The organism is Pseudonocardia sp. NPDC046786, assembly GCF_040645415.1.
Taxonomy (GTDB): domain Bacteria; phylum Actinomycetota; class Actinomycetes; order Mycobacteriales; family Pseudonocardiaceae; genus Pseudonocardia; species Pseudonocardia kongjuensis.
In genome coordinates this window covers 1-23,240 of sequence record NZ_JBEYYF010000035.1, presented here as the reverse complement: position 1 = coordinate 23,240, position 23,240 = coordinate 1, and the positions used below count along the sequence as shown (strand labels likewise).

The 23,240-nt window shown below is 73.3% G+C and carries 20 protein-coding genes; 10 read left to right on the top strand and 10 right to left on the bottom strand.

Features of this window, described 5'->3' with window-relative positions; all coding sequences use genetic code 11:
- Nucleotides 1–19: 19 nt before the first annotated feature.
- Nucleotides 20–1,597: an asparagine synthase-related protein gene (locus tag ABZ881_RS28465; RefSeq protein ID WP_358488760.1), complete on the bottom strand. Its 1,578-nt coding sequence runs from the start codon at nucleotides 1,595–1,597 to the stop codon at nucleotides 20–22.
- Between the two features lie 311 nt (nucleotides 1,598–1,908).
- On the opposite strand from ABZ881_RS28465, the gene ABZ881_RS28460 reads away from it, so the two are divergent.
- The 4 genes from ABZ881_RS28460 (at nucleotide 1,909) to ABZ881_RS28445 (ending at nucleotide 5,465) form a co-directional block, all read left to right on the top strand.
- On the top strand, nucleotides 1,909–3,345 hold the full coding sequence (locus ABZ881_RS28460) for an NAD(P)/FAD-dependent oxidoreductase (protein ID WP_358488759.1): 1,437 nt from the start codon (nucleotides 1,909–1,911) through the stop codon (nucleotides 3,343–3,345).
- An 81-nt stretch (nucleotides 3,346–3,426) separates the two neighbouring features.
- Nucleotides 3,427–3,897 (top strand): ester cyclase, encoded by a 471-nt coding sequence (locus ABZ881_RS28455; protein WP_358488758.1) that lies wholly within the window; start codon nucleotides 3,427–3,429, stop codon nucleotides 3,895–3,897.
- A 197-nt stretch (nucleotides 3,898–4,094) separates the two neighbouring features.
- Entirely contained in the window at nucleotides 4,095–4,406 is a 312-nt protein-coding gene (gene mihF, locus ABZ881_RS28450; RefSeq protein WP_085916071.1) for an integration host factor, actinobacterial type, read from the top strand.
- A 135-nt stretch (nucleotides 4,407–4,541) separates the two neighbouring features.
- Nucleotides 4,542–5,465, top strand: a complete 924-nt coding sequence (locus tag ABZ881_RS28445; protein WP_358488757.1) for an alpha/beta hydrolase — start codon at nucleotides 4,542–4,544, stop codon at nucleotides 5,463–5,465.
- Here ABZ881_RS28445 and ABZ881_RS28440 read toward each other — a convergent pair.
- Nucleotides 5,447–6,130, bottom strand: coding sequence for a response regulator (locus tag ABZ881_RS28440; RefSeq protein WP_358488755.1), 684 nt, complete (start codon nucleotides 6,128–6,130; stop codon nucleotides 5,447–5,449). The genes ABZ881_RS28445 and ABZ881_RS28440 overlap by 19 nt on opposite strands.
- A complete protein-coding gene (locus ABZ881_RS28435) occupies nucleotides 6,127–7,752 on the bottom strand; it encodes an ATP-binding protein (protein ID WP_358488754.1) in 1,626 nt (541 codons plus the stop codon). Before ABZ881_RS28435 ends, ABZ881_RS28440 begins: the two co-directional genes overlap by 4 nt.
- An 80-nt stretch (nucleotides 7,753–7,832) precedes the next feature.
- Between ABZ881_RS28435 and ABZ881_RS28430 the strand changes: the two genes are divergently transcribed.
- A complete protein-coding gene (locus ABZ881_RS28430; protein ID WP_358488753.1) occupies nucleotides 7,833–8,831 on the top strand; it encodes a tripartite tricarboxylate transporter substrate-binding protein in 999 nt (332 codons plus the stop codon).
- Nucleotides 8,832–9,074: 243 nt separating this feature from the next.
- Here ABZ881_RS28430 and ABZ881_RS28425 read toward each other — a convergent pair whose 3' ends face one another.
- The 6 genes from ABZ881_RS28425 to ABZ881_RS28400 form a co-directional block, all read right to left on the bottom strand.
- Nucleotides 9,075–10,832, bottom strand: coding sequence for an acyclic terpene utilization AtuA family protein (locus ABZ881_RS28425; protein WP_358488752.1), 1,758 nt, complete (start codon nucleotides 10,830–10,832; stop codon nucleotides 9,075–9,077).
- The gene (locus ABZ881_RS28420; protein WP_358488750.1) at nucleotides 10,829–11,623 is read right to left on the bottom strand and encodes a TIGR03084 family metal-binding protein; all 795 of its coding nucleotides are present in this window, start codon (nucleotides 11,621–11,623) and stop codon (nucleotides 10,829–10,831) included. The genes ABZ881_RS28425 and ABZ881_RS28420 overlap by 4 nt, the downstream gene beginning before the upstream one ends.
- Nucleotides 11,623–11,751 carry a hypothetical protein gene (locus ABZ881_RS28415; RefSeq protein ID WP_358488749.1) on the bottom strand — a complete coding sequence of 43 codons (129 nt, stop codon included), beginning with the start codon at nucleotides 11,749–11,751 and terminating at the stop codon, nucleotides 11,623–11,625. Before ABZ881_RS28415 ends, ABZ881_RS28420 begins: the two co-directional genes overlap by 1 nt.
- A 64-nt stretch (nucleotides 11,752–11,815) precedes the next feature.
- The gene (locus ABZ881_RS28410) at nucleotides 11,816–13,777 is read right to left on the bottom strand and encodes a biotin carboxylase N-terminal domain-containing protein (RefSeq protein ID WP_358488748.1); all 1,962 of its coding nucleotides are present in this window, start codon (nucleotides 13,775–13,777) and stop codon (nucleotides 11,816–11,818) included.
- Between the two features lie 5 nt (nucleotides 13,778–13,782).
- Nucleotides 13,783–15,381 carry a carboxyl transferase domain-containing protein gene (locus ABZ881_RS28405; RefSeq protein WP_358488747.1) on the bottom strand — a complete coding sequence of 533 codons (1,599 nt, stop codon included), beginning with the start codon at nucleotides 15,379–15,381 and terminating at the stop codon, nucleotides 13,783–13,785.
- Nucleotides 15,382–15,502: 121 nt separating this feature from the next.
- Nucleotides 15,503–16,654: an acyl-CoA dehydrogenase family protein gene (locus ABZ881_RS28400; RefSeq protein ID WP_358488745.1), complete on the bottom strand. Its 1,152-nt coding sequence runs from the start codon at nucleotides 16,652–16,654 to the stop codon at nucleotides 15,503–15,505.
- Between the two features lie 70 nt (nucleotides 16,655–16,724).
- Between ABZ881_RS28400 and ABZ881_RS28395 the strand changes: the two genes are divergently transcribed.
- A complete protein-coding gene (locus ABZ881_RS28395) occupies nucleotides 16,725–17,348 on the top strand; it encodes a TetR/AcrR family transcriptional regulator (RefSeq protein ID WP_358488744.1) in 624 nt (207 codons plus the stop codon).
- Here the strand turns inward: ABZ881_RS28395 and ABZ881_RS28390 are convergent.
- Nucleotides 17,278–17,946, bottom strand: a complete 669-nt coding sequence (locus ABZ881_RS28390; RefSeq protein WP_358488742.1) for an FCD domain-containing protein — start codon at nucleotides 17,944–17,946, stop codon at nucleotides 17,278–17,280. The two genes, ABZ881_RS28395 and ABZ881_RS28390, sit on opposite strands and share 71 nt — an antisense overlap.
- Before the next feature lie 246 nt (nucleotides 17,947–18,192).
- Between ABZ881_RS28390 and ABZ881_RS28385 the strand changes: the two genes are divergently transcribed.
- The 4 genes from ABZ881_RS28385 to ABZ881_RS28370 all read left to right on the top strand — a co-directional run bounded on the left by ABZ881_RS28385 (nucleotide 18,193) and on the right by ABZ881_RS28370 (nucleotide 23,115).
- Nucleotides 18,193–19,650 (top strand): Nramp family divalent metal transporter, encoded by a 1,458-nt coding sequence (locus tag ABZ881_RS28385; RefSeq protein ID WP_358488741.1) that lies wholly within the window; start codon nucleotides 18,193–18,195, stop codon nucleotides 19,648–19,650.
- Nucleotides 19,651–19,974: 324 nt separating this feature from the next.
- Nucleotides 19,975–21,144, top strand: coding sequence for a dimethylsulfone monooxygenase SfnG (sfnG, locus tag ABZ881_RS28380; protein ID WP_358488740.1), 1,170 nt, complete (start codon nucleotides 19,975–19,977; stop codon nucleotides 21,142–21,144).
- A gap of 151 nt (nucleotides 21,145–21,295) precedes the next feature.
- On the top strand, nucleotides 21,296–21,367 hold the full coding sequence (locus ABZ881_RS28375; RefSeq protein WP_358488790.1) for a putative leader peptide: 72 nt from the start codon (nucleotides 21,296–21,298) through the stop codon (nucleotides 21,365–21,367).
- A gap of 548 nt (nucleotides 21,368–21,915) precedes the next feature.
- The gene (locus ABZ881_RS28370) at nucleotides 21,916–23,115 is read left to right on the top strand and encodes an acyl-CoA dehydrogenase family protein (RefSeq protein WP_358488789.1); all 1,200 of its coding nucleotides are present in this window, start codon (nucleotides 21,916–21,918) and stop codon (nucleotides 23,113–23,115) included.
- Nucleotides 23,116–23,240: the final 125 nt, after the last annotated feature.

Genomic DNA, 23,240 nt, shown 5'->3' with positions numbered 1-23,240 from the left:
CGCGGCGGCGGGGCCCCGGTCACGCGGTGGCGAAGGCCCCCAGCACGCGGTCCGGGCGGATCCCGGCGAAGTGCGACTGCCAGATCTCGTAGTAGAGGAACTCCTCCTCGCTGCGCAGCGGCCAGGAGTGCTCGGGATGGTCGGGCACGCGGCGGGTCTCCCCGGACAGCCGCGCCGCCTCGGCCTTGCGGGCCGCCAGCTCGGCGAGCACGGTGCCCGCACCGGAGCCGTCGCCGAACTGCTCCTTGCCCCGCCACAGCAGGTCCTCGGGCAGCCAGCCCTCGAACGCCTCGCGCAGGATCGCCTTCTCCGGGCGGCCGTCCGGGCGCTGCTTCCACTCCGGGGGCAGCGCCAGCGCGGTGCGGACCAGGCCGGAGTCCAGGAACGGCTCGCGGGCCTCCAGCCCGAAGTACATCGTGGTGCGGTCGCAGCGCTGCAGGTTCAGGTGGTGCAGCTGCTCCAGCGAGCGGACCAGCTCGGCCTGCAGGGTGTCCGGGTCGGCGTACTCCGGCCCATGGGTGTAGGAGTACCCGGCGAACAGCTCGTCGGCGCCCTCCCCGGTCAGCACGACCTTGACCTTCTTCGCCGCCTCGCGGGCCAGGATCAGGTTCGGCACCGCGCTGCGGACCAGCGCAGGGTCGTAGTGCTCGATGACCTCGACGGCGTGGTCGAGCGCCTCGCCGATGTCCTCGGCGGTCACCAGGATCTCGTGGTGGTCCGAGCCGATGTGCGCGGCGACCTTGCGGGCCGCGATCAGGTCGCCGGAGTCCTCGGTGCCGACGGCGAAGGTCGGCAGCTGCTCACCGCGGGCCCGGGCCTCCTGCGCGGCGATCGCCGCGACCAGCGCCGAGTCCAGCCCGCCGGAGAGGAACACACCCACGCCCACGTCGGACATCATCCGGCGGCGCACCGCGGAGATGACGGCCTCGCGGACCCGGGACAGGTCGGCGTCGTCCCAGCCGGGACGGATCGCGCGCCGGGCCGGGCGGACCTCGACCGGCACCGACTCGGCGAACCGGACCAGCCCGGACGACGGGCTCCACAGGCAGCCGGGCGGGAACGACTCGACGTAGGGCCGGTCGGACTCGTCGAAGGCCCGCAGCTCGCTGGCGAACAGCACCGTCGCGTGCGGGTCCGGGTCGGTGTAGGGCACCGTGTCGCCCGCACCGTCGGCCAGCTGGGTCGGGGGCACCCAGTAGAGCGGCTTCACCCCGAACGGGTCCCTGGCGACCAGGGCCGAGCCGTCGTTGCGGCCCATCGCGACGGCGAACATGCCGTTCAGCGAGGCCACGGCGACCTGCCCGTCCCACATCACCGCGTGCAGCGCCGCCTCGGTGTCGGACTTGGTGCGCACCGTGCCGTCCGGGAACGCCTTGCTGATCCGCTCGTGGTTGTAGATCTCACCGTTGCCGACGATCCAGGCCGTCTCGGCCGCGTCGGACATCGGCTGGTGACCACCGCTCACGTCCATGATCGACAGCCGCTGGTGGCCGAGCCAGGAGTTCCCGACCACCTGGATCCCGGTGTCGTCGGGGCCGCGGTGCGCCACCCTGGCGAGCATCCGCTCGTACTTGTCCGTGTCCTTCGGTCGTCCCACTGCTGTACCGCCGAAAGCGGCGACGATCCCGCACATACGATTCATGGTCCCACGTCCGGATGAGCGCGCATCTCGCTTGTGCATGATCGAGGTGTGAGTTCGGACTCCGAGATGCGTTTCCGGGTCGTTTCGGATTGCTCTGTTGCGCCGGTGTTCGTACGGTCGGGGACTGGCCGGACGGCCCCTCGTCGCGCTCGACCGACCGTCGAGTCACCAGGACCGCCCCCGCTCGGGACGGGAGGAGCCAACCCGGCCGTGGAGCAGGGCGCGGACACCCCGCGCACCGGAGCGACCGACGAGGGACGGACCCAGTGAGCACGGCAGGGCACGACGGACAACAGGACCGGCACAAGGTCGTGATCGTCGGCGGTGGGTTCGGCGGCGTGCAGGCCGCCAAGGCACTCAAGGGCGCCGACGTCGACGTCACCATCGTCGACCGCACCAACCACCACCTCTTCCAGCCGCTGCTCTACCAGGTCGCGACCGGGATCCTGTCCCCCGGCCTGATCGCCCCGGCGCTGCGCCGGGTGCTGAAGAAGCAGCGCAACGTCCGGACCCTGCTCGCCGAGGTCGGCGAGATCGACCTGGACGGCAAGATCGTGCACGCGGCAGCCCCGGACGGGCAGCGGATCGACCTGGCCTACGACACCCTCGTCGTCGCCGCCGGTGCCACGCACGCCTACTTCGGGCACCCGGAGTGGGCCGAGCACGCCCCCGGCATGAAGACCATCGAGGACGCCCGGCTGCTGCGCTCGCGCATCCTCGGCGCCTACGAGCTGGCCGAGGTGGCCGAGGACCCGGCCGAGCAGCAGGCCTGGATGACCTTCGTCGTCGTCGGGGCCGGACCGACCGGCGTCGAGCTGGCCGGGCAGCTGTCCGAGCTGGCCCGGCACGTGCTGCCCCGCGAGTACCGGGCCATCGACACCCGGCAGGCGCGGATCATCCTGCTCGACGCCGCGCCCGCCGTGCTGCCGCCGTTCGCCAAGAAGCTCCAGCGCTACACGAAGAAGACGCTGGAGAAGAAGGGCATCGAGGTCCGGCTGAACACCATGGCGACCGACATGGACGCCGACTCGATCACCGTGAAGGGCCCGAACGGCGAGGAGCGGATCACCGCCCGCACCAAGGTGTGGGCGGCCGGCGTGCAAGCGTCCCCGCTGGCCGAGCTGCTCGCCAAGGCGTCCGGTTCCGAGGTCGACCGGGCCGGCCGGCTGTCGGTCGACCCGGACTGCAGCCTGCCCGGGCGCAGGGACGTCTTCGCCGTCGGCGACATGGTCTCGACCATCGACCGGCTGCCCGGCGTCGCGCAGGTCGCGATGCAGCAGGGCACCTACGTCGGCAAGCTGATCGCGGCCCGGGCCAAGGGCGACGACACCACGCCGGCGCCGTTCCGCTACTTCGACAAGGGATCGATGGCCACCATCGGCGCCCGCGAGGCCGTCGCCGACGTCCGCGGCGTCAAGGTCACCGGCTGGCTCGGCTACCTGCTGTGGTGCTACGTGCACGTCGCCTTCCTGATCGGCTGGGGCAACCGGCTCGGCACGCTGTTCAACTGGGTCCGGTCGCTGCGCTACGCGCGCTACCGCGGGCACCGGCTGATCAGCGTCACCGCGTCCTACGACCGGTCGCTGGACCCGCACGCCGCCGCCGTCGACTCCGCGCACCCGCACGAGAACGTCGAGCACCGGCCCGAGATCGACCCGAACACCCCGTCCGGGCCGGCGCAGCGCCCGGCCGCCTCCGCCTGACCCCCTCCGGGACGCGCGGAACGTCCCGACCCGGCGGGTCCCGGCGTTCCGCGCAGCGGCGCGTCGTGGCACCGTGACCGGGTGACCCCGGCCATGCAGACGCTGATGCGCGACATCGCGCGGACCTGGGACGACGTCGTCGCCGGGCTGTACGACCGGCGGGACACCACCGCGGCCGCCACGCTCCTCGCCGCGGACGTCAGCTGGACCGAGCTGCCCACCGGGGCCGGCGGCACCGGCCACGGCCCGGTGCTCGCCCACCTGGACGCCGTGGTGGCGGCGCTGCCCGCCGGATGGGCGCGCGCCCGCGTCTCCCGCACGCTCGACGTGCGCCGGGTCGCCGACGAGCTCCGGTTCTCCTTCATGCACGACCGCGAGCTGCCCTGGCTGCTGCCGGGCGTTCCGGCCACCCACCGGCCGGCCCAGGTCGCCGCGGTGCAGCTGGCCCGGGTGCGGCAGGGCCGGATCGACGAGGTGCGGATCCTCTGGGACGTCGCGGGCCTGTGCGGCGCGCTCGGCATCCCCGGGCCCGGAGAGACTTCATGCCGCTGACCTGCGGCAACAGAGTTCACCTTTCCGGTGCGGCGGGCGGTCGCCCGGCTGCGACGAGCAGCGCGTGACCAGCCACGACACGCCCCGTGGAGGGGGTTCCCGCAGGTCGTGAGGGTGTCTCTGCCAGTCTGTACCGCGATCCGCGATACCAATCCGCCCCGGAACGGGGCGCGTGGAACCGAGAGGAGGCGTCAGCGATGGCTCTGCCCACACTGACCCCGGAACAGCGCGCCGAGGCCCTCAAGAAGGCGGCCGCCGCGCGCACCGCCCGCAAGGAGCTCCGCGACAAGATCGCCAGCGGCGAGGAGACCATCCCCGCGGTCCTGGGTCGCGCGAAGACCGATCAGATCGTCGGCAAGACCAAGGTCGCCGATCTGCTCAAGAGCGTCCCGGGCTGGGGCCCGGCGAAGGTCTCGAAGGTGATGGAGGAGGCCGGGATCGACGCGTCGCGCCGGGCCGCCGGTCTCGGCGAGCGTCAGCGCGCGGCCCTGATCGAGAAGGTCGGCTGATCGAGAAGGTCGGCTGAGAGCCACCACCCTCGCCCGCGACGACCCGGCCCGCAGCACGCGGTCCGGGTCGTCGCACGTCCGGGACCGGGTGACCCGCCCGCGCGGGGCATCGGTGCCGTTTGGCAGGCTTCGGCCGTGCAGCACGAGGTCGAGGTCGAGCCCGGCGTGACCGTGTGGGCGGAGGACCTCCCCGCGGCCGACGGTGCGCTGCCCGCCGCGCCGATGCTGCTCGTCGCCGGGGCCGACGAGACCGGCCTGGGCCGCTGGCCGGATCCACTGGTCGACCGGCTGCGCACCCGGCACCGGGTGGTCCGCTACGACCACCGCGACACCGGGCGTTCGGCGCACCGGTTCGACGAGCACCCCTACCGGCTCGCCGATCTGGCCGCCGACGCGCTGCAGGTGCTGGACGCCTGCGGGATCGACCGGGTGCACGCCGTCGGTGCCGCGCTCGGCGGGGAGCTGGTGCAGCTGCTCGCGCTCGACCACCCGGACCGGCTGGTGAGCGCCGCGCTGCTGGCCACGACGCCGCTGGAGACGGCTCCCCCGGCCACGACCGCAGCGGCGCCGTCCGGCGGTGGGCTGCCCGGGCCGGCCCGGGAGATCCTGCGGATGCGCCAGGAGCTGCACGACCCGCGCGACGAGCGCGGCGAGCTGGCCTGGCGGGTCGAGTTCCGGCGCAGGCTGTGCGGCAGCGTGCTGCCGTTCGACCGGGCCGAGCACGCCGCGCTGGAACGGGCCGTGATGGCGCACTCCGGCCGGGTCGAGCCGTCCACCGCCCACGCCACCGAGGCCGATCCGGCCGGGCTCGACCGCGGCGGCGAGCTGGGCCGGATCACCGTGCCGACGCTGGTCGTCGAGGGCCCGGAGGACCCGGTCCGTCCGCCGCCGCACGCGCGGTTGCTCGCCGGCCGGATCGGAGCGGCCGCGCGCCTGGCCACCGTCGACGGAATGGGGCACCTGCTGCCCGCCGCCGTGCACGAGCCGGTCGCCGCGCTGCTGCTGGAGCACGCCGCCGGGGCCGGTGTCCCGCAGGCCACTCAGCCCACCCAGCGGTAGCGGCGCTCCGGGCGGCCGGTGCCGCCGTAACGCAGCCGCACCGTCGCCACCCCGGTGGAGACGAAGTGCTCCAGGTAGCGGCGCGCGCTGACCCGGGACAGCTCCGCCGCCTCCGCGCACTCCGACGCCGACAGGTCCGCGCCGTGCTCGCGCAGGGTGCGCGCCACCAGATCGGCGGTCGGCGTGGTGAGCCCCTTCGGCATCCGCTCCCGCCGACCGGCCGCCGTCGCGGCCGGGACGGCCGCCCCGCCGAACAGCCGGTCGATGTCGGTCTGGTCGCGCACCCGGTCCAGATCACGCCGGATCCGCGACGCCCGGTGCACCTGGGCGGCCAGCGCCGCCGAGTCGAACGGCTTCACCAGGTAGTGCAGCGCCCCGCCGTGCAGCGCGGCCGCGACCGTCGCCGGATCGTCCGACGCCGTCACGACCAGCACGAACGGGTCGTCCGGCATCCCGGTGCGGAGCCGGGACAGCACCTCCAGGCCGGACATGTCGGGCAGGTACACGTCGAGCAGCACCAGATCGGGGCGCAGCTGCGCGGCGAGCTCCAGGGCCTCCTCGCCGCCGTGCGCCACCGCGGCGACCGTGCAGCCGGCGATCCGCTCCACGTAGCCGGAGTGCACCTTGGCGACCATGAAGTCGTCGTCGACGACGAGCACCCTCACGTCCGCACCTCCGTCGGCACCAACGGCAACATCGCCGCGAACACTGCGCCGGGCGGTCCCTGCCCGGTGTCGCGCACTGTGATCGTGCCACCTCGCCGCAGACAGGCCTGCCGGGCCAGTGCCAGCCCGAGCCCCCGGCCGCCGATCTCCGCGGCCTTGGTGCTGAACCCGGCACGGAACACCTCCTCGGCGAGCCCGGACGCGACCCCCGGCCCGGAATCGCGGACCTCGACCCGCACCGGGTCCTCGCCCCCGCCGGTCAACCCGATCTCGACCCGGCGCACCGATCCCGGGGGCGTCGACGCGGTCGCGTCCACCGCGTTGTCGATCAGGTTCCCCAGCACCGTCACCAGGTCGGCGGACAGGTCCGGGTCGCGGTCCGGGTCGGTCGGGGCCAGGCGGGTGTCCGGCGCCAGCTCCAGCGTCACGCCCCGCTCGGCGGCCTGGCTGTTCTTCGCGACCAGCAGCGCCGCCGTCGCCGGGTCCCCGACCCGCCCGGACACCTCCCGCCGCCACCCCTCGGACGCCGCGACGATCCCGGACACGAACCGGCGCACCTCGTCGTGCTCGCCGAGCTCGGTCAGCCCGGCGATGGTGTGCAGCCGGTTGGAGAACTCGTGCGCCTGCGCCCGCAGCGTGTCGGTGACCGTGTGCGAGGCGTCCAGCCGGTGCTGCAGGGTGGTCAGCTCGGTCCGGTCCCGCAGGGTGACGACGGCGCCCACCTCCCGGCCGTCGAGCCGGACCGGCATCCGGTTCAAGACCAGCGCGCGCGGGCCGCGCAGCACCAGCTGGTCCTCGCCGGCCGCCGCGCCGGTGAGCACCTCGCGCAGCCGGTCGTCGAGGTCCAGCTCGGCGACGTGGTCGCCGGGCCGGGCCACGGGCAGCTCCAGCAGCTCCCGGGCGACCGGATTGAGCAGGGTGATCCGGTCCGCGGTGTCCAGCCCGACGACGCCCTCCTTGATGCCGAGCAGCATCGCCTCCCGGCGCTGCACCAGCTCGACGATCTCGTCCGGCTCCAGGCCGAGGGTCTGCCGGCGGACCCGGCGGGCCAGCAGCAGCGACCCGGCGACGCCGATGCCCAGTGCCAGCCCGAGCAGCGTCACCGACTCGGCCCGGGCCCCGGCCAGGTACGACCACAGCGCGGGCGCCCGGATCCCGGCCGACACCAGCCCGACGACGGTGCCCTCGTCGCCGATCACCGGGACCTGCGCGACGACCGTCCGCCCGGCCTGCTCGCCGATCCAGGCCCGGCCGAACGGCGCGGTGCTCAGACCCGGGTCGAAGTGCGTGCTCTCCCGCGACGGGTCCGGCGAGGTCCGCACCACCAGCCCGGCGTCGACGATCTCGATCCGGTCGGCCCCGGACAGGTTCTCCGCGCTGCGCGCGAACGACGGGAGCAGATCGTTCCGGCCGGTCTGCAGCGCGGCCCGCACGGTCGGGACGGACGCCACGTCCTCGGCCACCGACAACATCCGGCGGCCCTGGGTCTCCCGGAACGAGTCCGCCGACTGCACCGCCGCCAGCGCCGCCACCGCGCCCAGCAGCAGCGCGACGACGACCAGCTGCCACACCAGGAACTGGCGTGCCAGCGGGCCGCCCGCTCCCCCGGCGCGCCGTCGCATGCGCCGAGCCTATTCGCCCGCCGTTCGCCGTGGCACCGACCGTCACGGCACAATGCGGGCCGGACGGCGTCGGAGGTGTGATGGGCCGGGGACGGTGGCTGGTGGCGCTCGTCGCGCTGCTCGCCTGCCTCGCCGTCGCGCCCGCCGTTCCGGCCGTCCGCGACCTGGCCGCGCCCGGCCCCGGCGCGTCGCACGGCCTGCGGATGCTCGTCCCGAACGTCCCCGGCGGTGGCTTCGACGTGACCGCCCGCAGCGCCGCCAGGACGCTGTCCGACACCGGGCTCGCCGATCCGGTTGAGGTGTTCAACCTGCCCGGCGCGGGTGGCGTCGCCGGGCTCGGCAGGCTGGTGAACGAGACCGGCAACGACCGGCTGCTGCTGAGCATGGGCCTCGGTGTGGTCGGTGCGGTCACCTCCCAGGACCCGCGGGTGACGCTGGCGAACACCACCCCGGTCGCCCGGCTGATCGAGGAGTCGGAGATCGTCGTCGTCGCGGCCGGGTCGCCGCTGCACGACGTACGCGACCTGATCGACACCTGGCGCGCCGATCCGGCGGCGCTGCCGGTCGGTGGCGGCTCGACCGGCGGTGGCCCGGACCATCTCGCGACGATGCTGCTGGCCGAGGGCGCAGGCATCCCGCCGGAGCGGGTCGACTACGTCAACCACGACGGGGGCGGGGCGCTGCTCGCCGCCCTGCTGGCCGGCGAGGTCGCGGTCGGCGTCTCCGGGCTCGGCGAGTTCGCCGACCAGCTCGGCACCGGTTCGTTGCGCGCGCTCGCCGTCACCGCCGACGAGCGGGTGCCCGGGCTGGCCGTGCCGACCCTGCGCGAGTCCGGTGTGGACGTCGAGTTCAGCAACTGGCGCGGCATCGTCGCGCCACCCGGTCTCGATCCCGGCGCGCGGGCCGCGCTGGTGGACCTTTTCGCCCGGATGCGGGAGACCCCGGAGTGGCAGGAGGTGCTGCGGGACAACGGCTGGCGGGACGTGTGGCTGCCCGGGGACCAGTTCGGCGAGTTCCTGCACGCCGAGGACGAGCGGGTCGCCGGGATGCTGGGCCGGATGGGGCTGGGCGGGCCGTGAGCCGGGCGCCTTCCCCGGCCGGGGTGGGCGCCGGCTTGCTGCACGGTCGCCACCGCGAGCGCCACCCGCCGGTACGGCGGCGGGCCACCGCCCGGGAGCGGCTCCGGGGCGGGCCGGTCACCGGTACCCGCGGCCCAGCTCGCGGTACGCGTCGGCGGACCCGGTGCAGAGCAGGATGGAACCGGTGCTGATCGCGGTGCGCGGGTTCAGCCGCTCGGCCTCCCGGAGGTGCGACGGACCGGGTCAGCGCGGCAGCAGCTGCACCGGGACGTCGACCAGCCGGCTGCGCAGGTACTCCCCCAGTCCCTTCGCCTGCGGGTCCGGCCGGGTCGACGAGGCGACGCCGTCCCCGAGCAGGCCGTGCACGACGACGTTCACCGCGCGCAGGTTCGGCAGATCGAACACCTCCACGTCGAGCCCGGCGGTCTCCGGGCCGAGCAGCTCGCGGATCCGCTGCGGGGTGAGAAACGCCGCGAGCCAATCGCGCCCGGCGTCGTCGCGCGCCCAGATCCCGATGTTGGCGTTGCCGCCCTTGTCCCCGGAGCGGGCGCCGGCGACCGTCCCGAGCGGGACCCTCCTGGTCGTCCCGCTGCTCTGCTCACCTGCCGCCCCGATGCTCTGCTCGCCTGTTCGGGCCGGCGCCGTGACCTGCGGTTGTATCGGGCCGGAGGAGGGCGGGTCGGCGACCGTCCGGCGGGTCCCGTCGGGCAGCACGACGGTGTGCGTCACCGCCGTGCGGGGCACCCTCGCCGGCCGGTAGATCCCGAACACGGTCGCGTCGGTCGGCGGTGTGGTGGTGTGGAACCCGGCGTACCCGCCGAGCGCGAGCTCCATCGTCGCGTTCGAGAAGCCGCGCCCGACCAGCCGCCGGTCGGCGCCCTTCACGGTGATCCGCAGGTGCGCGGTCGCCTCCGGATTGGACCCGGCATCGGGACGGTCGAAGCGCAGCAGCCGCACGTCGACGTCGTCGAAGGCGTCCCGGTCCAGGATCCCGAACAGCAGCTCCTCGGCCCAGGCCGCCTTGGCCTCGATGTCGAGACCGGTCAGCACCAGCGTCATCGTGTTGCGATAGCCGCCGACGTCGTTGAGCGCGACTTTCAGGGTGTCCGGCGGTGGGCTGCCGCGCACCCCGGCGATCGCGACCCGGTGCTCGCCGGCCCGTTCCAGGCGGATCGTGTCGAAGTGCGCGGTCACATCCGGGCCGAGGTAGGCGGGCGGGCCGATCTCGTAGAGCAGCTGCGCGGTGACCGTGCCGACCGACACCAGGCCGCCGCTGCCGTCCGGCTTGGTGATCACCGAGCTGCCGTCGGTGGCGACCTCGGCGATCGGGAAGCCGGGGCGGCGGCGGTCGGTGATCTCGTGCAGGAACGGGTAGTTGCCGCCGGTGGCCTGCGGCCCGCATTCGATCACGTGCCCGGCGACGACGGCGCCGGCCAGCGCGTCCCAGCCGTCGGGGGCCCAGCCGTGCCACCAGGCGGCCGGCCCGACGACCAGCGAAGCGTCGGTGACCCGCCCGGTGACGACGACGTCGGCGCCTGCGGCGAGCGCCTCGGCGATCCCCCACGCCCCCAGGTAGGCGTTCGCCGAGACCGGCGTCCGGTCGACCGGCGGGTCGATCGCGGACAGATCGCCGCGCAGGTCGTCGCCCTCGACGTGGGCGACCCGCACCGCGATCCCCTGCACCGCGGCGACCGCCCGGACAGCGCCGGCCAGCCCGGCCGGGTCCAGCCCGCCTGCGTTGGCGACGATCCGGATGCCGCGCTCGGCGCAGCCGGCGAGGATCTGCTCGACCTGGGTCAGGAACGTCCGCGCGTAGCCGACACCGCCCTCGCGGGCCTGCGCCTTCGCCAGGATCAGCATCGTCAGCTCGGCGAGGTAGTCGCCGCAGACGACGTCCACGTCGCCGGTCTCGATCATCTCCCGGGCTGCGTCGAGCCGGTCGCCGTAGAACCCGGAGACGTTCCCGATCCGGACCGGCCTGCGCCCCTCTGCTCTGCTCACCTGACCGCTCCCCGCTCCCGTCCGCTGCCGGGCGCCCCGGCGAACGCCTGCGCGATCTCCAGCCACGCGGCCGCGACCGGGCCGGTGACCGCGAGCCCGACGTCGTCGCGGTGCCGGCGCTGGGTGACCGCCAGGCAGAAGTCCAGGGCCGGGCCGGTGACCCGGTCGGCGGCGTCGGCCGGACCCCAGGTCCAGACCTCGCCTGCCGGGCCGGTGAGCTCCACCCGGACCGGCTCGTCGGGGACCGGGCGGCCGTGCACCGCGAAGCTGAACGCCCGCGCGCCGACGCCGATGTGCGCCACGTGCCGCAGCCGGCCGGTGGGCTCGCGGACGACGCCGAGCGCGTCGGCGACGTCCTGGCCGTGCGCCCAGGTCTCCATGATCCGCGCGGTCAGCGAGGACGCCGCGCTCATCGGCGGCCCGAACCAGGGCACCCGCAGGCCCGGGCCGAGCCCGCGGAAGACCTCCAGCAGGTGGCGGCGGGCGTCGTCGAACCAGGTCAGCAGGGCCGCACCGGAGCGATCCCGGTACGACGCGGCGATCGTGTCCGGGTCGATCCCACCGGCGGCGACGATCCGGTCCCGCTCCGCGGTGAACCCGTCCGGGTCGACGGCCGAGCGGACCGCGACGTCGTCGAAGTGTGCGAGATGCGAGACCTGGTCGGCGATCGTCCAGCCGGCGGCCGGGGTGTCCCGGCGCCAGTCCGGATCGGGCAGTGGCGTGAGCAGCTCCCGCAGCACCGCGGACTCGGCGGCGAGATCGTCGGCGAGCGCCTCCATCGAGATCGGCATCAGGCTCCCTTCCAGACCGGGGTGCGGTGGTCGCGGAACGCGGCGTGCCCCTCATGGGCGTCCGCCGAGGCGTAGACCGGGGACAGACGGTCGAGCGCGGCACGGCGCAGCAGGGTCGCGATGTTCATTCCAGGATCCCCGTCCCGGGAGTGTGGCGAGGAGGTACGGACACGGGCGCTCCCAGAACGCGGATCATGATCCGGACTCCCCGACGACGGCCAGTACCTGCCCGGTGTCGACCTGGTCGCCGGGCGCGACCCGCAGCTCGCCGAGGACGCCGTCCCCGGGCGCGGCGATCGTGTGCTCCATCTTCATCGCCTCCAGCACGACGAGTGGCTGCCCGGCGGCGACCTCGTCGCCCGCCGCGGCGTACACCCGCACCACCGATCCCGGCATCGGCGCGAGCAGCGAGCCGGCGTGCGTGGCCGCGTTCGGGTCGGCGAACCGGGGCTCCTCGTGCAGCGCCACCGAGCCGTCCGGTCCGTCCACGTAGGACACCTCCGCGGCGCGGTGCACCCGGTAGGTCCGCCGGATCCCGTCGAACTCCAGGACCACCGCGTCCGGGGTCACCGACACCGGCGTCACCGCCAGCGGCTCGCCGTCGACCCGCAGGTCCAGGCCGTCGCGGCGGAACCGGTAGGCGACCGGCAGCGCGCGCTCCCCCAGCCGGTAGCCGACCTGCTGGAACGCGCCGCCGACGTTGCGCCAGCCGGACGGCATCCCGCCCAGCACCCGGGCGTCACGCCGGTGCGCCGCCTGCGCGGCCAGCGCCGCCGCGGCGGCGTGCCGGCGCCCGTCGCCGGAGAGCGTGCCCGCGCCGAGCGCGACCGGATCGCGCCGCACCAGGAACCCGGTGTCGGTGTCGCCGGCCAGGAACCCCGGTTCCCGCAGGATCCCGACGAGCAGGTCGCGGTTGGTGGTGACGCCGTGCAGCGCGGCGCCGGCGAGTGACCGGGCGAGCGCGCGGGCGGCGGCGGCGCGGGTGGGCGCGTGCGCGATCACCTTGGCCAGCATCGGGTCGTAGTGCGGAGAGACGACCGAGCCGGTGCCGACACCGGAGTCGACCCGGACCTCGCCCGGCACGTCGAACCGGTGCAGGGTGCCGGTGGCCGGGAGGTAGCCCTCGGCGGTGACGTCCTCGGCGTAGAGCCGGGCCTCGATCGCGTGCCCGGTGATCGTCGCGTCGCGCACCTCGGGCCCGAGCGGGGCGCCCTCGGCGATCCGCAGCTGCTGCTCGACCAGGTCGAGCCCGGTGACCAGCTCGGTGACCGGGTGCTCGACCTGTAACCGGGTGTTGACCTCGAGGAAGAAGAACTCCGAGCCGGCCAGCACGAACTCGACGGTCCCGGCGCCGGTGTAGCCGATCGCCTTCCCGGCCGCGACGGCCGCCGCGCCCAGCTCGGCGCGCAACGCCGCGGAGACCGCGGGCGACGGGCACTCCTCGACGATCTTCTGGTGCCGCCGCTGGATCGAGCACTCGCGCTCGAACAGGTGCACGACGGCGCCGTGGCCGTCGCCGAGGATCTGCACCTCGACGTGCCGCGGATCGACCAGGTAGCGCTCCAGGAACACCAGCCCGTCGCCGAACGCGCCCGCCGCCTCGCGCCGGGCCGAGTCGACGGCGTCGGCCAGCGCGGCCGGGTCACCGACCACCCGCATGCCGCGCCCGCCGCCACCGTAGGCGGCCTTGACCAGCAGCGGGAAGCCGATCCGCTGCCCCGCGGCCGCCAGGTCGGTCTCCGGGCCGAGCGTGACTCCGGGCAGCACCGGCACCCCTGCGGCCTCCATCAGCGCCTTCGCCTCGACCTTGGAGCCCATCGCGGCGATGCTCTCCGGGGACGGCCCGACGAAGACCAGCCCGGCGTCGGCGCAGTCCCGCGCGAAGCCGGCGTTCTCGGACAGGAACCCGTACCCCGGGTGGACGGCGTCGGCGCCGGTGGCCAGCGCCGCCGCGATCACCAGGTCCGCCCGCAAGTAGGTGTCGGCCGGGGCGGTACCGGGGAGCCGCACCGCCTGGTCGGCGTCCCGCACGAACCCCGCGTCGGCGTCGGCGTCGGAGAACACCGCGACCGTGGCGATCCCGAGCCGGTGGGCGGTGCGCTGCACCCGGCTCGCGATCTCCCCGCGGTTGGCGACCAGCAAGGTCCGGATCATCGCCGTCACATCCTGAAGACGCCGTAGCCACGGCGCCCCTCGATCGTCTGGTTGTGCACCGCGGACAGCGACATCCCCAGGACGGTGCGGGTGTCGCGGGGATCGACGACGCCGTCGTCGTAGAGCCGCCCGGTGATCGGGAAGGCGTGCGACTCGCGCTCGATCTGTGCCTCGATCGCCGCGGTGCGGGCGGCGTCGGCGGCCTCGTCGTACGGCTTGCCCTGGGCGGCCGCCGACGCCCGGCCGACGATCGACAACACCCCGGCCAGCTGGGCCGCGCCCATGACGGCGAGCTTCGCGCTCGGCCAGGCGAACATGAACCGCGGGTCGAACGCGCGGCCGGACATCCCGTAGTTGCCCGCTCCGAACGACGACGCCATGTTGATCGTCAGGTGCGGCACGGTCGAGTTGGTGACCGCGTTGATCATCTTCGCGCCGTCCTTGATGATGCCGCCCTGCTCGTAGGACTCGCCGACCATGTAGCCGGTGGTGTTCTGCAGGAAGACCAGCGGGGTGTCGGTCTGGTTGGCGAGCAGGATGAACTCGGTCGCCTTCTTCGCCTCCTCGCCGAACAGCACGCCGCGGTGGTTCGCCAGCACCCCCACCGGGTAGCCGTGCACGCTCGCCCACCCGGTGACCAGGGACGTCCCGTAGAGCTGCTTGTACTCGTCGAACTCCGAGCCGTCGACGACCCTGGCCAGCACCTCGCGCGGGTCGAACGGGATCTTCGACGCCGGCGGCAGCAGCCCGAGGATCTCCTCCGGGTCGTAGCGCGGCGGCGCAGGCGGGTACGACGGCCCCGGCCCGCGCTTGCGCCAGTTGAACCGGGCGACGATCGCCCGGCCGATCCGGATCGCGTCCGGCTCGTCGGCCGCGAAGTGGTCGGACAGGCCGGAGACCCGGCTGTGCATCTCGGCGCCGCCCAGCGCCTCGTCGTCGGCGTCCTCGCCGGTCGCCATCTTCACCAGCGGCGGGCCGCCGAGGAACACCTTCGCCCCGCCGTCGACGAGGACGGCGTGGTCGCACATCCCCGGCACGTACGCCCCGCCCGCAGTGGCGTTGCCGAAGACCAGCGCGACCGTCGGGATGCCCAGCGAGGACAGCTCGGTCAGCTCGTGGAAGATCCGCCCGCCGGGCACGAACAGCTCCGACTGGCTCGGCAGGTCCGCGCCACCGGACTCCACCAGATTGACGACCGGCAGCCGGTTCAGCCGGGCGATCTCCAGCGCCCGCAGCGTCTTGCGCAGCGAGTACGGGTTCATCGCTCCGCCGCGCACCGTCGGGTCGTGCCCGATCACCATGCACTCGACACCGGACACCGCGCCGATCCCGGTGAGCACCGAGGCCCCGACGGTGTGCTCGCTGCCCCAGCCGGCCAGCGCCGAGAGCTCCAGGAACGGCGAGTCCGGATCGAGCAGCAGCTCCACCCGCTCCCGTACCGGCAGCTTCCCGCGCTCGCGGTGGCGCGCCAGGTGGCGCTCGCCACCGCCCGCGACGACCGTCTCCAGCTCGGCGTCCAGCGCGGCGATCGCGTCGAGCTGGACGGCCCGGTTGTGCCGGAACTCCTCGGTCGTGGTGTCCAGTGCCGATCTCAGGACGGCCATGCGTGCTCCCTCCCCGGCGGGCGGCCGGGTGCCGGTGTCGGGCGTGGTCCCCGGTCCGTCGCCGGGCCTGCGGTGCCGGGCCCCGTCCGCGTGCGACGGGGCCGGGTGCCCGGTCGCGGGATCAGTACGACCTCGGCAGGCCGAGCCCGTGCTGGGCGACGTGGTTGAGGATCATCTCCCGGTTCACCGGGGCGACCCGCATCAGCCGGGCCATCCCCCAGTACGGGACCAGCCCGTACTCGCTGGCCAGGCCGTTGCCGCCGAGCGTCTGCATCGCCGCGTCGAGCGCCGCGAGCGCGGCCTCGGCCGCCGCGTACTTGGCCATGTTCGACTCCTCGCCCGCAGGCAGCCCGTGGTCGTGCAGCCAGGCGGCCTTGCGGGTCATGAGCGCGGCAAGCTCGGTCTCGATCCGTGCCTTCGCCAGCGGATGTGCGACGCCCTGGTGGGCGCCGATCGGGACGTCCCACACCTGACGGGTGCGGGCGTACTCGGCGGCCCTGGCGAGCGCGAAGCGGGCGATCCCGACGCCCAGCGCCGCGCCGGTGATCCGCTCCGGGTTGAGTCCGCGGAACACCTGCCGGAAGCCGTCGTTCTCGGCCCCGACAAGATTGCCCGCCGGGACCCGGACGTCGTCGAAATGCAGGACGTGCTGCTTGTCCGGCGCGATGAGGTCGACCGGCAGCGGGGTGCGGACCAGCCCCGGCGAGTCGACCGGGACGACGAACAGGCTCAGCCGGGCGTTGCCGTCGGACGTGCGCCCGGTACGGGCGACGACCAGGACGGCCTCGGCGTCGTCGGTGCCGGAGATGTAGTGCTTGGTCCCGTTGAGCACCCACTCGTCGCCCTCGCGGACCGCGGTGGTGGCCAGCTTGTGGGTGTTCGAGCCGGCATCCGGCTCGGTGATCGCGAAGACGACCTTGGTCGAGCCGTCGGCCAGGCCGGGCAGCCAGCGCCGCTTCAGCTCCTCGGACCCGAACTCCCCGATCACCTCGGCGGAGATCGCCGCCGAGACCAGGATCAGCAGCAGCGGCGCCCCCTGGGCGCCCGCCTCCTCGCAGACGGCAGCCAGTTCGACGAGCCCACCGCCGCCCCCGCCGTACTCCTCCGCCACGTTGACGCCGATGAACCCGGCATCACCCATCGCCGCCCACAGCTCGTGGGTGTGCCTGCCCTCGCGGGCGCACCGCACGTAGTACTCGCTGCCGAACGACCCCGCGATCGCCGACACGGCGGCCCGCAGGTCCCGCTCCTCGTCGGTTTCGGTGAAGTCCACGCCGACTCCCTCTAAGTGATTTCCTATTCACTCATAGCGGACATTACCCGTCGCCTGCCATGCTGAGAAGATGGTCGGGGAGATCTGGCACACGGACCGTCGGGCGCGACGCCGTCGGGACCCGGACCGCCCGGAGCGCATCCTCGCGGCGGCGGCCCGACTGGCTGCGGGCCGAGGCTTCCACACCGTGGGCATGGCCGAGATCGGCTCCGAGGCCGGCATCGTCGGCTCCGGGGTGTACCGGCACTTCGCCTCCAAGGAGGCGATCCTGATCGCGCTGCTGGACCGCGGGATGACTCGCCTGGAGTCCGGCGCCGCGGCGGCGCTGCGGCACGCCTCGTCCGACCAAGAGGCGCTGTTCCTACTGGTGAGAGACTACGCCGAGGTTGCGCTGACGCACCGGGCGGAGCTGACCGTGTACCACCGCGAGTCGCACACACTGCCCGACGAGCACCGGCGGTCGCTGCGCAGGCGGCAGCGGCACTACGTCGAGGAGTGGGTGCACACGCTCGCCCCGCTGCGCCAGGACCTCTCCGATGCCGAGCTCCGGCTCGCGGTGCACGCCGCGACCGGGGCGATCCAGTCGACACTGTTCTTCCGCAGCGGGCTGACCCCGGAGCTGCTCACCGAGCGGCTCGTCGGGATGGCACACGGGTGCCTCGGTGTCGTCCCGTACTCAGTGAACCCGAACTGACCAGGTGGGGTGAGCTATCGACGGCGTCGGAGTTGGGGGCGCCCCGTGCCAGGAGCCGGCACGCATCGAGGGCCGTCCGGATGCCGACCGGCCGGCTCACGCTCCGCCGTCCCGGCCACCCCTCTGTGACCGCGGGCATCAGGCCGTGGTGGGTCCGCCCGGTCAACAGCTCGACCACGACGTCGGCCAGGCCCGCGAAGTACGCGTTTCCCGATGCCTCCAGCAGGGTCCGGTGAAAGCCGGCGTCGTGCTGCAGGTAGATCTCCTGATCGGCGGCACGCGCGGTTCCGGACATCCCGATCACAGCCGTGGCAAGCCGATCGCACTGCTCGGCGTTCGCGTTCTCGGCGGCCAGTGACGCCGCTATCGGCTCGATCGCCACCCGCAACGTGCTCAGCCGGGCGAAGTGCCGGAGCCGGTCCGGGCCGGCAAGCTGCCACCGGATGATGTCCCCGTCCAGGGCGTTCCGGGCCACGGCGGGCCGCACGGTGATCCCTACCCGCCGTCGGACACCGACCAGGCCCTTCGGCTCCAGGCCCCGGACCGCCTCCCGCACGACACCGCTCGACGACATCGTCGTGCAACTGATGACGGCCATCGGTCGATCGACTCATCCGACGAGTCCGACGGTCGAGCGCCGATGACGCCGCGCGTGCCTCGAGCGAGCGAGATATCAACGCGGCTTAAATCTTATCAATATCGTTGCATCTTTAAAAAATCACACGATTCGCTTACTGTGTGCCCTCTCACATCGTCGCGGTGCTCCGCCGCGACGGGAGGAGGGGCCTGGCCGGGCTGACCGGGATCAGCGCCCGCTCGCAGCGAATGCGACGGAAGGAGTCGAATGGCCACGACGAGCGACGGCGTGCCGGCCGAGGAGGCCGGCGACGCGCAGGCGGTGGTCGATGCGTTCCCGAGCCGGCACCATCCGCGGCCCGAGATCCGCGAGCTGCCCGCTCCCCCACCCCGGTACTGGCGCCTGATCGGGCCGGGGATCGTTGCCGCCGGTGTCGGTCTGGCATCGGGTGAGTTCATCCTCTTCCCCTACATCGCCTCGCAGGTCGGCCTGGTCTTCGTGTGGGCAGCCCTGGTCGGTCTGCTCACTCAGTTCGTGCTGAACATGGAGATCGAGAGGTACACCCTTGCCACCGGGGAGACCGTGCTGACCGGGTTCAGCCGGTACTGGCGGCACGCCGGCCTGATGTTCGCCGTGCTGGTGTACTTCGCCAGTATCTGGCCAGGGTGGGCAACCGGTTCGGCGACCCTCGCCACCTACATGTTCGGCGGCGAGCCGCGCTTCATCGCGATCGGCATGCTGGTGGCGATCGGACTGGTCCTCACGCTCGCACCGGTCGTCTACGTCGCCCTGGAGAAGGCGCAGATGCTCAAGGTCGCCGCCGTCGTGCTGCTGTTCGTGGTCGGTGCGGTGTTCGCCATCGGCGCCGAGGTGTGGGCCGACCTGCCGCAGGTCGTCACCCATGCGCGCGTCCCGTCCGAACTCGGCTTCGCCCTACTGCTCGGGGCACTGGCCTTCGCCGGCGCGGGCGGCGGACAGAACCTGGTGCAGGCGAACTGGATCCGCGACAAGGGATTCGGCATGGGCAGCTACGTACCGCGGCTGGCCAGCCCGGTCACCGGTGCCCCCACCGCGACCCGGAGCCCTGGTTACGTGTTCCTGCCGACCGAGGAGAACATGCGCCGGTGGCACAGCTGGTGGCGGTTCGCGAACCTCGAACAGCTGGCCACCTTCGTCCTGATCACGTTCGTGACGATCCTGTTCACCTCGCTGCTGGCGTACGCGACCGTGTTCGGGGCCGACGGCCTGTCGAACAGCATCGACTTCGTCCGCACCGAGGGCGAGGTTCTGGGCATGCGGGTCGGCGCCTGGTTCCAGTACCTGTTCTGGTTCGTCGGTGCCTTCTCACTGCTCGCGGCATCGATGGGCTTGGTCGATTACACCAGCCGGCTCGCTGCCGACGTCATCACGACCTCGTACCGACCGGAGTCCAACGAAAGCAAGCTCTACGCCGGGCTGGTCTGGGGCCTGGTCGCCGTCGGGACCGTCATCCTGCTGGTCGGGAACCCCCAGCCGCTGGTGCTACTCATCATCTCCGCGGTCGTCGGCGGGTTCATGATGTTCCTCTACTCCGGCCTTCTGATCCTGATCAATCGTCGGTCCCTCCCGGCGCCGATCCGGGTCCGCGGGTGGCGCCTCGCGGGCCTCGTCTGGGCCATCGTCCTGTTCGGCGTGCTGTTCGTACTCACGCTCGTCGACCAGATCAGCGGGCTGGCCTCGGGCTGAAGCGGCGCCCGGCCGCCGAACCTCCGAGCGGCGGCCGGGCCGCCCCCTGCCGCGCAGGACCCGCGCGGCCGCGCCGGGAGCGGGCTGGTGTGGCGTGGTCGTCACGGACACACGGTTGACAACCTCGGCATTGCTCGGTTCGGTAAGTCTTGTGATCGCCCATCTACTGACGCGTCGCCGTCACGTCGATCACCAGCTCATCACGAGCCAGGCCTGTCGTTGATCCGCTGATCACCGGATTCGCCGCACCTTCCTCCGCACAGCCGGTCGCCCTCGCGCGCCGGTTCCGCCGCCCGGCGGACAACCACATGGAGCAGCCCTGTCATGTCCGACCTCTCCACCGCTCCTCTCGACACCACCCTGAACACCCAGATCACCGAGCCGCTGAAATTCGCCTACTGGGTCCCGAACGTCTCCGGCGGCCTGGTCACCAGCACCATCGAGCAGCGCACCGACTGGGGCTACGACTACAACGTCCGGCTCGCCAGGACCGCCGAGAACAACGGCTTCGACTACGCGCTCTCCCAGATCCGCTACATGGCCAGCTACGGTGCCGACCACCAGCACGAGGCGACGGCGTTCTCGCTCGCGCTCGGGCTCGCGACCGAGCGGCTGAAGGTGATCGCGGCCGTCCACCCCGGGCTGTGGGAGCCCACCGTCCTCGCGAAGTGGGTCGCCACGGCGGACCACCTGACCAAGGGCCGGATCGCGGTCAATGTCGTCTCCGGCTGGCTCAAAGCCGAGTTCACCGCGCTCGGCCAGCCGTGGCTGGAGCACGACGAGCGTTACCGGCGCTCCGCGGAGTTCATCCGGATGCTCCGGGAGATCTGGACGGCGGGCGAGGGCGGCGCCGAGTTCGCGGGCGACTTCTACCGGGTGCGCGGATACGACCTCAAGCCCAGGCCGGTCGACGTCCCCGGGCGGCCGCACCCGGAGATCTTCCAGGGCGGCAACTCGACCGCGGCACGCCGCAACGGCGGCACCGTGTCCGACTGGTACTTCTCCAACGGCAAGGACTACGACGGGTTCACCGAGCAGGTCGAGGAGGTGCTCGGGCACGCGAAGACCGCGCAGCGCGCCGCGCCCGTCCGGTTCGGGCTGAACGCGTTCCTGATCGCCCGCGACGACGAGACCGAGGCCCGCGAGACCCTGCGCGAGATCATCGCGAAGGCGAACCGGCCCGCCGTCGAGGGCTTCCGCGACGCCGTCCAGCAGGCCGGGAACTCCACCGGCGACAAGCGCGGGATGTGGGCGGACTCGTCGTTCGAGGACCTGGTCCAGTACAACGACGGCTTCCGCTCCCAGCTCATCGGCACGCCGGAGCAGATCGCCGACCGGGCGATCGAGTACAAGCGGCGCGGCGCGAACCTGCTGCTGCTGGGCTTCCTGCATTTCCAGGAGGAGGTCGAGTACTTCGGCGCGAAGGTGCTGCCGATCATCAGGGAGAAGGAGGCCGAGCTCGCCGCCCGCGAGCCGCAGCCGACGGCGGTCTGATCCCCTCGTCCCACCGTGAACGGGCCGTCCGCACGGACGGCCCGTTCACGCATTTCCGGGGCGCCACCGGGGTGACCGGACAGGTGCGCCGGATCCCATTCCGGGGAATGCGGAGTTGACATTTCGGGGCGATATCCTGAATATTCAGGACGTGCTGTTCACCGAGCTCACCCGGCGACGTCACGTCGATCTGTCCCGCGTGGCGTCGTCGATCTGTCGGTGAACTCGGGGCCGATCCCGGTGCCGGTCGCGGCGGTGGCCCTGCTGGTGGTCCGGCCGCTGATCCCGGCGCCGGGCGTCCTGCCGGTCCGGTCGCCGACGCCGCCGTCAGGCTTCTGCTGATCCCGCCGCCGGGCCGGGGCTGGTCCGCTGCCCGGCCCCTGGTCCGGGTCGCCCCCCGGTCCCGGCTTCGGCGCCGGTCCGGGGCCCCGGCACCCGACCTCGGTGTGCCGCCGGCTCCTGGTGCCGCCCTCGGCGCCGGCCTCGCTCCCGGCACCGACCCGCAACCCCCGGCCCCGGCATGGCCCCGGCCCCGGCCGCGCCGTCCCCGGCGCCCCCGCTCACCCGCCCGCCGTCCGGCCCGCCACCCGACGCCCTCCGGAATCGTCACCGGCCCGCGTCCCACCCCGTTTCGCACCCAATTTTCCGCCGCATTGCAGTGGCCGGTGCACAACGGGTCCGTCCGGCTGCCCGAATTCTGCTGCCCAGCATTCACGAAACGACAGGGAGATGTCCGTGACCACGACCGAGAACCGCCCCGGATCCGATGTGATCGACTGGTCGGCCGCACCGGCGCCCACCGACGAGGCCGGCTGGCTGCAGCGGGCCCGCGAGGTCCGCCGGATCCTGGAGCGCGACGCCGCCGCCCGCGACCGGGCCGGCGCCACCCCCTACGACGAGGTCGCGCTGCTCAAGGAGTCCGGCCTGGTCACCCTGCTCGGCCCGGTCGAGCACGGCGGCGGCGGCCAGGAGTGGCCGGCCGCCTACCGGGTGATCCGCGAGGTCGCCGCGGGCGACGGCTCGATCGGTCAGCTGCTCGGCTACCACCTGCTGTGGTTCTGGGCCGCCCGCCTGGTCGGCACGCCCGAGCAGATCGAGGCGGTGGAGGCCGACGCCACCCGCAACCGCTGGTTCTTCGGCGGCGCGGTGAACCCGCGCGACGCCGACCTGACCATCCGGGAGGACGGCGACGACATCGTCTACTCCGGACGCAAGAGCTTCTCCACCGGCAGCAAGGTCTCCGACGTGACCGTGCTGGAGGGCGTCCTCGAGGGGACGGACACGCACATCTTCGCGATCGTCCCGAGCGAGCAGGAGGGCATCACCTTCCACGACGACTGGGACAACATCGGCCAGCGGCTCACCGAGAGCGGCAGCGTCACCGTCGACGGCGTCCGGGTGCCGTGGACCTCGGCCGCCGGCTTCGTCGACCGCGCCTTCCAGCCGCGGGTCTACAACACGCTCAACGTGCCGACGATCCAGCTGGTGTTCGTCAGCTTCTACCTGGGCATCGCCCGCGGGGCTCTGGAGACCGGGGCCGAGTACACCCGCACCACCACCCGGCCCTGGCTGCACGGCGGGCAGGAACGCGCCGTCGACGAGCCCTACCAACTCGACCTCTACGGCGACTACCAGTCCAAGCTGTGGGCGGTGGAGGCGCTCGCCGACGCCGTCGCGCAGGAGGCGCTGGAGATCCACCGGGACGCCTGGAACGTCACCGCCGAGCAGCGCGGCGCACACGAGGTGCGGGTCGCGGCGGTGAAGGCCCGGGCCACCGAGGTCGCCCTGGAGATCACCTCGGGGATCTTCGAGGGGCTCGGCGCCCGGGCCACCGCGTCCCATCTCGGGTTCGACCGGTTCTGGCGCAACGTGCGCACGCACACCCTGCACGATCCGGTGGCCTACAAGCGCCGCGAGGTCGGCGCGCACCTGCTGCGCGACGAGCTGCCGGAGCCGACCTGGTACTCGTGATCACCGGTTGTGGAGCGTGGCGCCCGCCAGGTGGGCGCCGCGAGTCCAGGTACGGGCCGAGCGCGCCGTCCGGGGGCGCGATGACGGTGGTGCCGCGGCCGAGCACGGTGTCCCCGGCGAGCAGC

What these genes read in the sequence shown, in the direction of transcription:
- ABZ881_RS28420 (WP_358488750.1), bottom strand. Translation starts at nt 11,623, where the DNA reads ATGCCGATCTCGATGGAGGCGCTCGCCGACGATCTCGCCGCCGAGTCC.
- ABZ881_RS28395 (WP_358488744.1), top strand. Translation starts at nt 16,725, where the DNA reads ATGGTCGGGGAGATCTGGCACACGGACCGTCGGGCGCGACGCCGTCGG.
- mihF (WP_085916071.1), top strand. Translation starts at nt 4,095, where the DNA reads ATGGCTCTGCCCACACTGACCCCGGAACAGCGCGCCGAGGCCCTCAAG.
- ABZ881_RS28415 (WP_358488749.1), bottom strand. Translation starts at nt 11,751, where the DNA reads ATGAACATCGCGACCCTGCTGCGCCGTGCCGCGCTCGACCGTCTGTCC.
- sfnG (WP_358488740.1), top strand. Translation starts at nt 19,975, where the DNA reads ATGTCCGACCTCTCCACCGCTCCTCTCGACACCACCCTGAACACCCAG.
- ABZ881_RS28390 (WP_358488742.1), bottom strand. Translation starts at nt 17,946, where the DNA reads ATGGCCGTCATCAGTTGCACGACGATGTCGTCGAGCGGTGTCGTGCGG.
- ABZ881_RS28410 (WP_358488748.1), bottom strand. Translation starts at nt 13,777, where the DNA reads ATGATCCGGACCTTGCTGGTCGCCAACCGCGGGGAGATCGCGAGCCGG.
- ABZ881_RS28405 (WP_358488747.1), bottom strand. Translation starts at nt 15,381, where the DNA reads ATGGCCGTCCTGAGATCGGCACTGGACACCACGACCGAGGAGTTCCGG.
- ABZ881_RS28430 (WP_358488753.1), top strand. Translation starts at nt 7,833, where the DNA reads ATGGGCCGGGGACGGTGGCTGGTGGCGCTCGTCGCGCTGCTCGCCTGC.
- ABZ881_RS28435 (WP_358488754.1), bottom strand. Translation starts at nt 7,752, where the DNA reads ATGCGACGGCGCGCCGGGGGAGCGGGCGGCCCGCTGGCACGCCAGTTC.
- ABZ881_RS28385 (WP_358488741.1), top strand. Translation starts at nt 18,193, where the DNA reads ATGGCCACGACGAGCGACGGCGTGCCGGCCGAGGAGGCCGGCGACGCG.